The organism is Paenibacillus sp. JCM 9796 (genome assembly GCF_055379675.1).
Window position 1 is genome coordinate 1,240,799 of record NZ_AP043723.1, and the last position, 14,675, is coordinate 1,255,473.

The window sequence follows — 14,675 nt, forward strand, 5'->3', positions numbered from 1 at the left end:
GTCATCCCCCTCCCAATGTCCTTATTGTATCGTGCAGCGTATTTTTCAAAACTAGCTTGCGGTAAGCCGCCGAGCCTTTTATATCACTGAGGATCGGCGCGGGCAATTGATCCGCCGCCTGATTGATTCGGTCCTCCAAAGGAATCTCGCGCCGGTTTAATATTTCTTCGACGGCAGCGGACCGGAATGGGAAGGAACAGACGCCACTAAAAGCAACACGAATCCCCGAATCTGACCGGAGAGCGGTGACAGTCACCAGCGGATAATCAATAGAAGCCACTTTGCGCTTTTTCACCGTCACATAAGGCATACCTATATAGCTGACTTCGGTGAGCGCTTGAACGAGAAACTCTCCCCTACTCAGCTTCAGGGTACGGTCAAACACTTGACCGATTGGTACTTGCCTAAATCCGGTGGGACCAGCGATCCTCACTTCACTGTCCGTCAACAGCAGAGGCAGCACCGCTTCCTTGTAAATGAATCGTCCGCAAATATTCCCGCCAAATGTAATTTTGTTTCTTGAGGTTCGGTCGGCAACGCCGGCCCCCGTTTCCCCAAGTAGAGGAAACACTCGGGAATCGTGAAGCTCGGATAGAGTCAAAGCAGATCCGAGAACCATCTTTTGCTCAAGGACCGCAAGCATGCGGCATTCCGGGATTTGCTTCAGATCAATAACTGCCCCTGTGTAAACCTGGTTGATTCTTCCCAGTGTGATGATTTCAGTTCCGCCGGAATAATATAGGGGGCTCTTATCATGAGCATCCAACTGCTGAAAAAGACTGACGGCTTCGTGGAGAGTGGCAGGCCGATAATATTCGAAATTATAAGGTATCATGCGGCTCCCCCATTTTTGTTCTCCAAATCCGTTCCGGGAAAAGGGGCAACCGATTTAGCTGGACCCCGGCGGCCCGGGAAAGCGCACTAGCGAGCGCGGCTGGCATCCCGATGAGTCCGTGCTCACCGAGCCCTCGGGCACCGAACGGTCCATCCAGACACGGATTCTCGATGAACTCCACGATATATTCGGGGTTTTCGCCGTAACGGATCAGATTGTAATCACGGAGCGTAGGATTATCGACGGTTCCCTGATCACTGAATACAAACGTTTCACGGTTCGCAAAGCTGAGCCCCATGGAAATCGCACCCATGATCTGGCCTAAAGCCGCTTTTGGATTCAACACTTTGCCGGCGTCATTAACGGAAATCGCCTTCAGCAGCTTGTATGAATAATCCCTCGTGTCGAGCTCGATCTCCACCGCTTGGGCCCCAACGTTCCATTCTGGTCCGGGCGTTCCCTCCCCGGTTTGTGGGTCAAGGTTATTCATCCGCCGTTGGATGTAGTGACCTCGCCCTATAATTTGGCCGCCAATGGAATTTCCATTCGGATACGTGTAACCGTAACAGATGTCTTTGACCTCGATTTGGATGGAGGGATCAGCCTTGGCCATCACTTTACCCCATCCGAGCTCAAGGTCATCCGGATCGGCCCGCAGCACACAAGCCGCGATCTCGAGCAGTTGACGGATCGCGTCGTCCGCCGCCTTAAGAACCGCACGGCCGGCCAGGAAAGTTCCGCGGCTCGCAACCGTCTTCCAATGCTCCGGTGTTATTTCCGTATTCACCTCGAACTTGACGTGAATCCTCTCCGGATTCATTTTCATCCGCTCCGCGAGCATCTGGGCCAGCACCGTTTTCGTGCCAGTTCCGATCTCCACGACCCCGGTCTCCAGATTCAAGCTGCCGTCGGAATTGAAAGAGATAATAGCGCCCGAGCTTGCATTGGGATCCATCGATGAGTTTTTCCAAAAGCAACTGATGCCCTTGGCCCGGATTGTATTCGCGTTCACCTGCATCACCTTCCAATCATCCCAGCCTGCTAGCGTGCGAAGCCGGTGCATACAAGTCGTAAGATCCCCCAGATTGCTGGACGTAAGTACATCCCGCGTCGGAGCAGAATCGCCCGGCACGGCTATATTCCGCATGCGAAGCTCCCACGGATCCATTTGGAGTTTGTCGGCCAGCGCGTCCAGCGCTCTTTCCATCGCGAAAGTAAGCTCAGCATGTCCGTAACCTCGAAAGGCCGAAGCATATGGATGATTGGTATAGATAGTCAGACAGTCACAATAGAGATGTTCGATCGCATAAGGCCCCGAGCAGTCCTGCGCAGCCGCTCTTGCAACGTCACTGGATTTGTCGTCGTAGGCGCCACCATCGAACCGGTAGACAATTTCCGCCGCGGTAATTTTCCCTGCCAGATTGCTGCCCAGCCGGACGGTGGCATCAAGCCCTATATGAACCGGGGAGGTAACCATGTCTTCCTCTCGGGTATTGATAATTTTGACTTTTCGGCCTCCGACCGCCCGGGAAGCCAAATAGGCAACAAGCTCCAACTGAATCGCCGCTTTACCGCCGTAAGCGCCTCCGACCAGCGGTGTTTTGACCACGATCCAGCCGGGATCGAAGCCGAAATATAGGCCCATAAATTTTTTGACGGCAAAAGGGGCCTGCGTTGACGACTCGATGTGAATGTAGCCGTCCGGCCTGATCTCAGCAATGGCACTTCGTGTTTCCATCGCTGCATGATCCGAGGGCATAAACGAAATGGTGTTCTCGAGGATGACTTCGCTTTCCCTCCACCCCTTGTTCATGTCTCCTTTGCGGATTTTAATGAGGCTGGCGATATTGGTGCCGGGAATGGAGACCACCCCCTCTGCCTTTGTATACTCACCCAGCCTTTCGTGAACGAGCGGAGCGTCCTTCCGCAGAGCTTCCATGGGAGAGTTGACAACCGGCAGCGGCTCGTACCGTACCCGGATTAAATCCGCGGCACGCTTCGCCTGCACTTCGGTATCGGCTACTACGACAGCAACGGTTTCTCCGAAAAAACGAACCCGATCTTTCGCTATTATCGGACGGTCTCGAATCTCTTCTCCGGTCAGTACTTCGCTGCATTCCCCGGTCAAAATAGCACGAATCCCTTGAACCTGCCAAGCCGCGCTCGTGTCTATGCCCAAAATTAGGGCATGTGCAAAGGGACTTATCGCCATGCGCGCGTACAGCATTCGGTTATCGAGATGATCCCCGGTATATAGAGCCGTACCCATCACCTTGTCGAACGACTCTTTTTTTGGAATGCTTCTGCCTATCGTTCCCAAAGATTTCCGCTCCCTTCTCGCCTGTCAAATTTTAGTACTAACCGTTTACCTCCAATTGTTTAATTATACGAATCCCGAAGGATGCTTATGACAGTCCGAATAAAGGAAAAGCACCTCTGAAAGAGAGGTGCCGGTCACGGTGATTCATGCGTTTCATCAACCTGTTTATCCGGAATAACTATCCCGCCACTTCAACAATTTTTTCTCCAAAAAGCGAACGAACGAGTCGGATAGTTTACCGACAATCGCAAATATGAGGATGCCTACGATGACGACGGCCGTTTGGGAGAATTGTCTGGCGTCATTAATCATGTAGCCTACGCCTTCACTGGATCCCATTAATTCCGCCACGACCAAGCCTAGCCAGGAAACACCGATCGATAGCCGTAAACCCAATAAAATATTAGGCAAGGCCGCAGGGACAATCAGTTTTGAAACGAGCTTCCATTTACTGAATTCCAGCACTTTGGTGACTTCGAACAACTTTGAATCCACCCCGCGTATCCCGGTAAAGGTATTGATGTATAGCGGAAAATAAGCTCCCAGCGCAATAAGCAGTACCTTCGATGTTTCTCCGATTCCAAACCAAAGAATAAAAAGCGGGGTTATGGCGAGATGCGGAATCGTTCTTAACATTTGCACGGACGGATCAATCGTTTCTTCGAACTTCCGAAACAATCCCGCTAATATGCCGGATAGGAGTCCGAGCGAGCCGCCAAGCAGAAAACCCAAGAAAGCGCGATATAAACTGACATTCAAATGGCTGATCAATTCTCCGGAAACAATCAATTCCCAAAACGCTTTAGCAATCTGAATGGGAGAAGGTAGAATCGTACTGGAGACGACTTCGAAATAAGCGGCTAATTGCCAAATGATAATTACTAAAACCGGCAACGAGAGCCCTCTGATTATACTTGCGCTTAGAGATTTATTTCTGACTGTCCCGCTGGAACCCGATTCAGGATTGATCTTTTCGGGTCTGGATTTTGTTCCTGCCATCAAGACTGAAAGAAATGGCTTCATTTTCCCACCCACTAATTTGTTTTAGTTTCCTGCTTTGCCCTCGTAATAAACGTATTGTCAATAACTTTTGCGACCTCGACCTTGTTTTTGACTCCACCAAGATCGTAAAGAGTGTCCGCCGTTTTTTGATGTTCTTTGATATAATCATCCGACACCGGATCATTTCGGAAATCCGTATTTTTCACGATATTGGCCACAATGGCTTTATCCAATTTGAGCACTTGGGCATACAGATCTACGGCCTCGTTTTGGTTTTGGGTCTGCCAGGCAACGGCTTCGTCCAGCGCTTTTAAATACAGCTCTACGAATTCCGGATGGTCTTTCGCAAATTTGGTGCTGGCTACGGTAAAGTTCGGACTCGGCATCTTGAGATCTTCGCCCGATACCAATATTTTCGCTCCGACGGTAGCTTGCTCCGTACTGATGAACGGCTCCCAAATTCCCCATGCATCTACCGTACCGTTCTCGAAGGCAGGCTTCGCTTCGGAAGGGGCCAATTGAATTAATTTCACATCGGACGGCTGCAGCCCGGCTTGATCCAGGGCCCGGTAAATCAGATTGTAAGAGGTGCTGCCTTTGGCAACCGCTATTTTTTTGTCTTTTAATTCCTGAATGCTTGTGATGGGGCTATCTTTAGGCAGAAGCAGCACATTGTTTTTCAAACCGCTACTATATAAGGAAATGATTTTAAAGTCTATCCCTGCTGCTTGAGCCACAATGACCGGCGTATTGCCGCATGCCAGAAAATCAATGTGATTGGCGGACAGAGCTTCGAATTCTTCGGGCCCTGTCTGAAACTCAACCCAGTTGACTTTTGCCCCCTTTGCAGCAAACTGCTTCTCGACGAACCCCTTTTCTTTTGCCAAATAGGAAGGAGCTACATTTTTAATATAGCCAATATTAACCGTTAAGTTTTGTCCGTCTGTGTTACTCGTTTTGGTTCCGCAACCTGCGAGAGAAGCCATGACAAGTAAAGATAGCAAGAGTACAATCCATTTGTTTGGTTTCATTTCTCTTTCCCCCGTTATTTAAATTCCTGCTCCTTCGACCAAAGCAAAGCTTTCCCATCTCTCGAATTCCTTCAATACCTTCAGGCGGAAATTTTGAAAAGCTTCGCTTGCTTTTTTCCGAGGATAAGGAAGATGGTTTGGGATGACGTCACGGATGACACCCGGTTTGGCTCCCATAATGACAATTTTATTGGCCACAAATACCGCCTCATCGATATCATGAGTCACTAAAACCATCGTTGTCTTTTTGTTTTCCCAAATTTCCAGAATGGCCTCCTGCATATGGGTTCTTGTAAAAGCGTCCAACGCGCCGAAAGGCTCATCCAGCAGCAGCACCTGAGGCTCTCTCAGTAGAGCGCGAGCAATGGAAACACGCTGGGACATCCCTCCGGAAAGTGCTCTAGGATACGACTTTTCAAATCCTTTGAGATGTGTCAATTCCAGCAGTTCGTCAACTTTTCTGCGGATATCGGCCGATTTTAAGGAATAATTCGCAGCAATATTTTGCTCCACCGTCAGCCACGGAAAAAGCCGATGCTCTTGAAAAATGAACCCCTTCTCGATACTGGCGCTGTTCACTTTTTCTTCTCCCAAATATACGGCGCCCTCATAATCGTTATCCAGACCGGCTATAATTTTAAGAAGTGTGCTCTTTCCGCAGCCGCTCGGTCCGATAATCGCTATAAATTGCTCCTGACCGATTTCCAGGTTAATATCTTTCAATACGGACAGTGGACCTTTTTCGGTTTGGAAAGTTTTACTGACCTTTTCAACTCGGAGGGATTTTTCTGACAAAGCAAGCATTCCTTTCCGCTTCTTATAGGACTGCACTTTTACTAAATTTATTTTGCGGTTTAGCAAGTCCCAGGTGATCCCTTAACATCCGTCCTGCGTATTCCGTTCTGAACAATCCTCTTTGTTGAAGGACGGGAATGACCGTATTTACAAACTCATCCAAGCCCCCCGGTAAATACGGAGGCATGATATTGAAACCGTCGGCTGCTCCGTTTACGAACCATTCTTCCAGTTGATCCGCTATCATTTCGGGCGTACCCACAAGGGTCCGATGACCGCGGGCTCCGGCTATGCGCAAGCTCAGTTCCCTTATCGTTAAGTTTTCTTTTTTGGCCAAATTGACTAAAAGATCGAACCTGCTTTTACCGCCGTTTGTTTCGGCAAATTCAGGCAGCGGGCCGTCCAGCGGATATACCGACAAATCGTGATCCATAAGGTCTGATAAAAGACCCACGCCGGCCATCGGATGAACGAGTTCCTGAAGATTGGCTTCCTTCTCCTTGGCCTCTTTAAGCGTGGAGCCGATAATAGGGAAGACACCCGGCATAATTTTCACTTCATCTGCGGATCTGCCGTATTGAATTAATTGTTTTTTCACGCTGGAATAAAACGCCTCTGCTTCTTCGCGTGTTTGCTGCGCAGTAAAAATAACTTCCGCCGTTTGTGCGGCGAGTTCTTTTCCCGCTCCGGAGGAGCCTGCCTGAATGATAACGGGTCTCCCTTGCGGCGTACGGGAAACATTAAGGGGACCGCGCACCGAAAAGAATTCACCTTCGTAATCAATCGCGTGAATTTTGCTGGAGTCCGCAAAAATTCCAGATTCTTTATCGATGACCAAGGCATCGTCTTCCCAGCTGTCCCATAAGCTCTTGACGACATCAATGTATTCCTTGGCCCGCTGGTACCGCAATCCGTGATCCGGGTGTTTCTCCTTGCTAAAATTGTAGGCCTCTGTAGAATAAGCCGATGTGACCACATTCCAAGCTGCGCGTCCGCCACTCAGATGATCTAAAGACGCGAACATCCGGGCTATATGATAAGGTTCTGTATAGGTTGTTGTTACCGTTGCCGCTAAACCGATATACTCCGTCACCGCCGAGAGTGCGGATAATAAAGTAATCGGCTCCGGCTTCACGGAAGCGGTATAAGATACGGCCGTATCGTTGGGGACTACGACATTATCGGCGAGAAAAATCATATCGAACTTTCCCCGTTCCGCCGTTTGGGCCAATTCCTTATAAAATTTCGGGTCCATGATTCCATTAGATTTCGCACCCGGGTGTCTCCAGGCAGCGAGGTGATGCCCGACATAATATAAGAAGGCTCCTAGATGCATCTGTCTGGCTTCTGAATGCATAGCTTTCTCCTCTTTCCATACCGTATTCTTGATGACATGCAGCTCACATTTTTTTCACAAAAAAAGACAGCAGGAAACACAACATCAAAACGTGTTGGTCTCCAGCTGTCTGGTCGAACCTTCAATTCCTATTGGAATTATGGTGTATAAAACTTAACATCTTTCTATTTTGCTGTCAAGGCGCTTTTTGCTTTCTTATAGGATAATTCCCTTCTAAAAGCAACGGAAAAAGGCGATCGCTCCACCCGCTCGGACGGGGAACGTTCGCCTTTTTTTCCTCATGGCCTGGTCGACTTCAGCCTCATTTATAAAGCTGGCCGATGCTACAGGTTTAAATGTCGATAGTAACGTAAGACTTTGATACTTCCTCATACGCCCGCTTGGAATGCAGCCATTCCTTCTTATCGCCCAGACAATTGCAAATGAACTGCGTGGAGCCGATGGATATCTTTTTTCGGTAATGAACATGTCCGCAAACGGCATATTTGACAGAGCGGCTATAACTCCGGATCAATGCTTGATAGCGCTCGCTTCCCAAAAATGCGTTGAAATAGTCCCAGTCCTTGTGCGGCATCGGTACTGTAAATTGATCGTGATTCACCACGTGCGTCACGAGAATGACCTTTTTGCCGCCGCAGGCTTCAAGCTGCTTTTGGAGCTTGTCATAGAAATGGTCGGTTATCTGCTCGGGTGTACTGCCCCAATTCACGTATAATTTGTCCTTCCATGTTCGATTCCCGTACGTCATCGCACGAAACTGCTCCGGCTCGAAACGCTCGCTGCCGTAAGAAAAGTCATACCAGCCGGTGTCCCCGAGCACGATCCATTCATCGTTGATCGCATACGCTCCTTTGGACAAATTCCGCTCATGGCGTTGAAGCTCTTCATAAATATAGGCGGTGCTTAACTCCGGGTGTTCCAGATTCCAAATGTCATGATTTCCCGGCACAAACAAACATGGAATGCCCGCCCGTTCCTCGATTTCCTCTAACACGTTTAATGTTTGCACGTAATTGTTTGAAATATCTCCAGCCACAATGAGCAGGTCCGTATTCGTTGCCGATGCGGCACTACACAACGCTTCTTGAACAGTTCCGAATTCGTCGTCATTGTTTTTGTCCACATGAAGGTCGGACAATATGCCTATCCTCATTTTTGTTCTCCTCTATGTCAGGTGTATAGGTGGCAGCTGACGAAGTGGCCTTCGCGAATACCGGTGAGCACCGGAGCTTCCGTACTGCATCGTTCATGCGCATGGACGCAGCGGGTTTGAAACGCGCATCCTTTCGGGATATCGAGCGGGCTTGGTATATCCCCTTTCAGGATGATCCGTTCCCTTTTTTCTCTGCGATTTTCGGACGGTATGGCCGATACTAACGCTTTGGTATAAGGATGAAGCGGATTGGCGTACAAGTCTTCGACCTCCGCGATTTCCACAATTTTGCCCAGATACATGACGGCTACCCTGTCGCTCATATAATGTACGACATTCAGATCATGCGATATGAACAAATACGTCAAGTTCAGCTCCCGCTGCAAATCTTTCAGCAGGTTCAGGATTTGCGACTGTACGGATACGTCCAATGCGGAAACCGGCTCATCCAATACGAGAAACTCCGGCTTCAGCATCAGCGACCTGGCTATGCCGATCCGCTGTCTCTGTCCGCCGCTCAATTGATGTGTATAATGACGGGCGTAGGAGGGGTCCAGTCCGATTCGCAACAGCATGTCATCGACCTGCCGTTTCCGTTCCCGGCTATCTCCAAGCCGGTTTATTTTCAATGGCTCCTCGAGCAGTTCTCCAATCCGGAGTCTCGGATTCAAAGAGGTATAAGGATCTTGAAACACATATTGCATGTGTCTGCGCATGGACCGGGCCCTCGGGCCGCTCAGGCCGGTGATGTCTTTTCCGTTATACACCAGCGTGCCGTCTGTAGCCTGAAGCAGCAGCGATGCCAATTGCCCGACCGTGGACTTGCCGCAGCCGCTTTCACCTACCAGACCTAACGTTTCACCTGCCCGAATGGATAAGGACACGCCGTCAACGGCCCGCAGCGTTTGCCGCTGTCCTCCCCAGAAACCGCCGGCATAATGTTTCTTGATGTTTTGTAACTGTACAATGTCTTCAGCCGGCGCCATAAACCGCAACTCCTTCCTCCTGCACCAAAAAGCACCGTACGGATTGCTGACCGTTCATGCTGTACAAAGCCGGCGTTTCCGCAAAACACCGATCCGTCGCATGTGCGCACCGCGAGTTAAATGTGCAGCCCGGGCCTCTTTCCCGCAGACCGGGAACCGTACCTTGAATGGAAAACAGCCTTTCATATTTCTTTTGCGGCGTCGGTACGGATTGCTTCAATCCGATCGTATAGGGATGCTTTGGATTTTCCAACACCGCTTCCGCTGTGCCTTCCTCTACGATTTGTCCCGCATACATGACTGCAATCCGGTCGCACATATCCGCGATAACACCCAAATCGTGAGAAATGAGCAAAATCGACATGCCCTTCTCTTCGCGAATTTGCCGCATCAAGTCCAAAATTTGCGCTTGAATCGTGACGTCCAGCGCCGTCGTAGGTTCATCGGCAATGAGCAGATGCGGTTCGCCGGAAATCGCTATGGCGATCATGACCCGCTGACGCATGCCGCCGGACAGCTGGTGCGGGTATTCATTCAGAAGCGATTCCGGACGAGGCAGTCCGACAACCCGGAGCAGCTCGTGAGCGCGCTCCCTCGCTTCTTTACGCGAGCATCCGAAATGAAGCCGCAATGACTCCGCAATTTGACTGCCTATAGTAAAGGCCGTATTGAGCGAGCTCATCGGGTCTTGAAACACCATGGAAATTTCTTTCCCCCGTATGCGGCGAAGCTCCTCTTGGCCGAGACGGTGCAGCGGATGCTTCGACTGAAACCATATTTCGCCGCCGCTGATCTGCATCGCTTTCGGCTGCAGTCCGAGAATGGAGAGCGAAAGAACGCTTTTTCCCCTGCCGGATTCCCCGACGATACCTACAGTCTCCCCTTTAGCCACCGAAAGCGAAACTCCGCCAAGGACGGACAGCGTTTCGCGGGAGGACGTTGTTAATTGCAGCTCTAGATCGCGTATGTCGAGAAGAAACTCTGCCCGATGCATGGAGTTTGCAGAAACCATCTCATCACCTTCTATTGTCGTTTGTCACGCAGGTCTCGGATGCCGTCGCCGAGCAGGTTAAAGCCGAGTACGGTGACGGTAATGAATAGACCTGGGGCGAGCGCATACCAGGGCGCTTTGCCGATATAGCTTTGCGATTCGTTCAACATCCGGCCCCAGCTTGGGTCCGGCGGTTGGACTCCAAGCCCCAGGTAGCTGAGCGCGGCTTCTACCAATATCGCGGTGGAGAAGCTTAATGCCGCCGTCGTAACAACCGGAGACAGGATGTTAGGTAATATTTGTTTGAAAATAATGTTGGCATGGCCTGCTCCGATACCTCTTGCCGCCTTCACGAACTCGGCTTCCTTCATGTGCAGAAATCCGCTGCGCACGACCCTTGAAAAAGCCGGAACGGACAAAATCCCGATCGCGATCATCGTCTGGAACAGGCTCGGCTTAAAGAGGGACACGAGCAGCAGCGCAAGCAGCACACCCGGAAAGGCCAGAAGCGCGTCGATGAACCGCATCAACAGTTCGTCGGCCCATTTGCCCACATAACCGGCGATCGTGCCGATGAGCAGGCCGCCCGTAAGCCCGATCGCGACGGATACCGTACCCACCTTAAAAGCCGTTTGCGTTCCTTCCATAACGCGGCTTAGAATATCCCGGCCGAAATTGTCGGTTCCAAGCAGGTGAGCGGCGCCGGGCGCTTGCAGCCGGTCTGCGATGCTCATGTCATTGACCCCGTACGGCACGTAAATCAGACTGACCAGCATAAGGAGAAAGAGAACCGCTATACAGACGGCTCCCACAACGAGACTGAAGCTTAATTTTGTCGTCCTCATATGCAAACCTCTACTTTAAGCGGATTTTCGGATCCAGCCAGCGATAGGACAAGTCAACGATAAAATTGGTCGTGATGACGATAAATGCGATCATAAGGACCATGCCCTGCACTAGCGGATAATCGCGGTTGCCAATACCGGTGATAAGCAGGCCGCCAAGACCCGGCAATGTGAAAACTTGTTCGACCACAAGGCTTCCCGCCAGTAATTCTCCGAAATTGATGCCGACAATCGTCACGACGGGCAACAGTGCGTTCTTCAGCACGTGCTTGTAATACACCGTGGATTCCTTCAATCCCTTGCTTCTGGCCGTGCGAACGTAATCCAGATGAAGCTGCTCCAGCATCGTCGTACGCAAGTAGCGTACGACGATCGCAATTTGCGGAAGCGCCAGGGCAACGGAAGGTAGCAGCAATGATTTAAATGTCAGCAGCGGGTTTTCCGACCAGGGCACATAGGCGCTGACCGAAAACCATTTGAGCGTGAGCGCGAACAGGAGAATGAGGATGATGCCCATCCAGAAGGACGGGATAGCGAGCCCGATCTGCGAACCGATTGAAATGATGATATCCACGGCTTTACCCTTTGACCTTGCGGCTGCGATCCCGAGTGGGATAGCCGTCACCGTCGTAAGGAGCAGCGCAAGCAGCGCTAACGACAAGGTGACTGGAAAGCGGCTGCCGATCAGATGCAGCACCGGCTCCGAGAAGCGAAGCGAATCGCCGAAATCGAGCCCGGCCACACCTCTCATCCAGCTTGCAAACTGTTCGGGCAGCGGTCGGTCCGTCCCCAGCTTGGCTTCCAGCAAAGCAATTTGCTCGTCGGAAGCTTCAGGACCCAAAATCGTCAGCGCCGGATTGCCTGGAATGATCCGAAATACGGAAAAAGTAAGAAGTACGACGAATAACACGGTCAAAAGGAGGGTCAGGATTCTGCGTACTAGATAGGGCAAGGCAAGTTCTCCTCCTTGATTCGTAGGTCCTTACTCCTTCAAGTAAACCGTCGACAAATCCTGGACGTAAAGCGGATATTGCTTGTATCCGTCCAGCTTTTTGTTCAATGCCACATTGAGGTTCGGATCCATGATATAAACAGCGGCAGCGTCATTCGACAAAATCGTTTGGACTTGTTTATACAGCGCCACTCGTTTGGCGTCGTCGACTTCCGTCACCGCCGCTTTCAGCGTTTTATCGAACTCGTCGCTCTTGTAGTTAAAGAAGTTATTCGCGGAATCGGACAAATATTTATTCAAGATTTGGTAAGGATCCAGCTTCCCGTCCAGTCCGATGATGGTCAAATCGTAATTGCGGTTTTTGTAAATCCGGTCCAGCCATACCGCCCATTCCACCGGTTCAATCTTCACTTTAATGCCGACTTTCGCCAGCTGCTGCACGATCACTTGGGCCGTATCGACATGAAATGGATAGTTGGACGGAACCGAGAGCGTCGTTTCAAAGCCGTCTTTGTAGCCGGCTTCAGCAAGCAGACTCTTGGCTTTGTTGATATTCGTCTTATAGGTGTCTTCCAGACCGGCCTGATAGTACTTGGACAAGACGGGGCTGAGATTGGAGCCGAGCTTCGTTCCGTTGCCGAGCGCCACCCCTTTGATGATCTCATCCTTGTCGATGGCGTAATTGATTGCCTGACGGACTTTAATATCGTTGAACGGTTTCCGCGAAATGTTGAAGGTCATCAGCTGGACCAGGTTTTGCGGTGCGCTAAGCTTGGTGTAGCTATCCCCCAGGGTTGAAATCGGGTCGTTTCCGATCCGCGGATAAATGTCGGCTTCGCCTGATTTAAGAGCCGCCAGAGAAGCGTTGGCATCCGTGATGATCCGGAATTCGACTTTGTCCAATGAGGGAACGCCTTTCACGTAGTAATCGGCAAACTTCTCCACGACAAGACGCTGTCCCGGGACGTATTCTTTGAATTTAAAGGGCCCGGTGCCGATTGGAAGCTTGTTGCTGTCTTGATAATCTTTAGGAATGACGGTTGCCGTAAGTGCCGTCAAGAATGAAGAATTGTTCTTTTTCAATGTAATGACGACGGTGCCTGCATCAGACGCCTCGATCGCTTGCACATCCTGGAATGCCGGATTTAGCGGCTTGCCGGTAGCGGTGCCGGCCAAACGATCGTAGGAAAATTTAACATCCTGCGAAGTAACGGGATTGCCGTTATGGAATTTGACGCCGCTGCGAAGCTTGAACGTATAAGTCAGACCGTCCGGCGATACTTGATAAGACTCGGCGACGGCCGGGAGAAGCTCCCCTTTCTCGTTAGGCTTCAGCAGTCCTTCAAAAACATTGAACAGTACTTCGGACGTGCCCGCAGCAACCGCAAGATGAGGGTCCAGGTAGTCGAGATCTTGAGGGATAAGGACTACAACGTTGCCTCCCTCTTTCTTCCCTCCGCTTGTATTTTGTGCACCTGCCTTGGACGCATCCTGCGAATCGGACGACTCCGGCTTCACCGCATTGGACGAGCCTTCACCGTTAGTCCCTCCGGCGCTGCTGCAGGCCGCTAAGGCCAAGATCAACAAGATGAAGGGTACTGTAAATAAAGATCGAGCATTCCGCTTTGCTTTCATAGGCTTCCCATTCCTTTTTTTTGAGATTAGTAGTTGGGTTACGAAATGATTTTGTTGTCCTGCCTGAACAGCAGCTCCGGCAGCTCTTCGACAGACAATAACGTGCGTTCGAATGTGATCTCCTCGATGCCGAGAGTGCCGAACCGATTAATCAAGATCGGCTTCATCCCTGCTTTCGCGCTGCCCACTACGTCGTCGTAATAATTATCTCCCACATATAAACATTGCTTGGGGTCGACTCCGGCGAGTTCCGCCGCCTTGAGAAAAATCCTGACATCCGGCTTCTCCACTTGAACTTCGGACGATACGATAATGTGGTCCAAATAAGGCAGCAGTCCTGTTTCCTCCAAGACGGTTCTAGCGCTGGCATCCCAATTCGAAATCAAGCCGATGCCGACCGAAGCTTTCTTTAGAAGGGCCAGCACAGGGTGGGAGAACGGAAACGGCTTCCACCTGGGAGACTGAGCTATCTGGATATCCCGCAGCCGACGGCATTGATCGTGCAGGTCGAACCGGACGCCCAGCGTATAATTGAGCACGCCCACATACCAGGGCATATACGTATGGATTTGTTTGCCTAACGCCCCCGGGTATTCCCGCATAAAAAGCTTGTCGGTCAAATGATAAGCTTCTTCAATGTCTTCCAAGCTGAGTTCGATGCCCTGCTCCAGCCAGAATTGCTGATACTCCTTCTCTCTCTCTTGATACACTAACGTATAGCCAAGATCGAACCATATATACGATGTCTGCATGTGTGCCTCCGCTGACGTATC

13 protein-coding genes are annotated in these 14,675 nt (G+C 50.7%); all 13 read right to left on the reverse strand.

What is annotated here, in order from left to right:
* Position 1: 1 nt before the first annotated feature.
* The gene (locus tag ACZ439_RS06130) at positions 2-835 is read right to left on the reverse strand and encodes an FAD binding domain-containing protein (protein ID WP_054796572.1); all 834 of its coding nucleotides are present in this window, start codon (positions 833-835) and stop codon (positions 2-4) included.
* A complete protein-coding gene (locus ACZ439_RS06135; protein WP_127606343.1) occupies positions 822-3,104 on the reverse strand; it encodes a xanthine dehydrogenase family protein molybdopterin-binding subunit in 2,283 nt (760 codons plus the stop codon). Before ACZ439_RS06135 ends, ACZ439_RS06130 begins: the two co-directional genes overlap by 14 nt.
* Before the next feature lie 216 nt (positions 3,105-3,320).
* Positions 3,321-4,154: an ABC transporter permease gene (locus tag ACZ439_RS06140; RefSeq protein ID WP_127606345.1), complete on the reverse strand. Its 834-nt coding sequence runs from the start codon at positions 4,152-4,154 to the stop codon at positions 3,321-3,323.
* Between the two features lie 35 nt (positions 4,155-4,189).
* Positions 4,190-5,188 (reverse strand): aliphatic sulfonate ABC transporter substrate-binding protein, encoded by a 999-nt coding sequence (locus tag ACZ439_RS06145; RefSeq protein ID WP_464620754.1) that lies wholly within the window; start codon positions 5,186-5,188, stop codon positions 4,190-4,192.
* An 18-nt stretch (positions 5,189-5,206) separates the two neighbouring features.
* Positions 5,207-5,992, reverse strand: a complete 786-nt coding sequence (locus ACZ439_RS06150) for an ABC transporter ATP-binding protein (RefSeq protein ID WP_127606347.1) — start codon at positions 5,990-5,992, stop codon at positions 5,207-5,209.
* Between the two features lie 13 nt (positions 5,993-6,005).
* On the reverse strand, positions 6,006-7,340 hold the full coding sequence (locus ACZ439_RS06155; RefSeq protein WP_464620755.1) for an LLM class flavin-dependent oxidoreductase: 1,335 nt from the start codon (positions 7,338-7,340) through the stop codon (positions 6,006-6,008).
* Between the two features lie 331 nt (positions 7,341-7,671).
* Positions 7,672-8,493: a metallophosphoesterase gene (locus tag ACZ439_RS06160; RefSeq protein ID WP_464620756.1), complete on the reverse strand. Its 822-nt coding sequence runs from the start codon at positions 8,491-8,493 to the stop codon at positions 7,672-7,674.
* A 17-nt stretch (positions 8,494-8,510) separates the two neighbouring features.
* Positions 8,511-9,479, reverse strand: a complete 969-nt coding sequence (locus tag ACZ439_RS06165; RefSeq protein ID WP_464620757.1) for an ABC transporter ATP-binding protein — start codon at positions 9,477-9,479, stop codon at positions 8,511-8,513.
* Positions 9,466-10,491 (reverse strand): ABC transporter ATP-binding protein, encoded by a 1,026-nt coding sequence (locus ACZ439_RS06170; protein ID WP_054799619.1) that lies wholly within the window; start codon positions 10,489-10,491, stop codon positions 9,466-9,468. The genes ACZ439_RS06165 and ACZ439_RS06170 overlap by 14 nt, the downstream gene beginning before the upstream one ends.
* Before the next feature lie 11 nt (positions 10,492-10,502).
* A complete protein-coding gene (locus tag ACZ439_RS06175; RefSeq protein ID WP_054796568.1) occupies positions 10,503-11,315 on the reverse strand; it encodes an ABC transporter permease in 813 nt (270 codons plus the stop codon).
* A 10-nt stretch (positions 11,316-11,325) separates the two neighbouring features.
* On the reverse strand, positions 11,326-12,267 hold the full coding sequence (locus ACZ439_RS06180; RefSeq protein ID WP_054799620.1) for an ABC transporter permease: 942 nt from the start codon (positions 12,265-12,267) through the stop codon (positions 11,326-11,328).
* A 30-nt stretch (positions 12,268-12,297) separates the two neighbouring features.
* Entirely contained in the window at positions 12,298-13,902 is a 1,605-nt protein-coding gene (locus ACZ439_RS06185) for an ABC transporter substrate-binding protein (protein WP_464620758.1), read from the reverse strand.
* Between the two features lie 38 nt (positions 13,903-13,940).
* Complete coding sequence (locus tag ACZ439_RS06190; RefSeq protein ID WP_054799623.1) at positions 13,941-14,654, reverse strand: HAD family hydrolase; 714 nt, start codon at positions 14,652-14,654, stop codon at positions 13,941-13,943.
* Between the last annotated feature and the right edge of the window lie 21 nt (positions 14,655-14,675).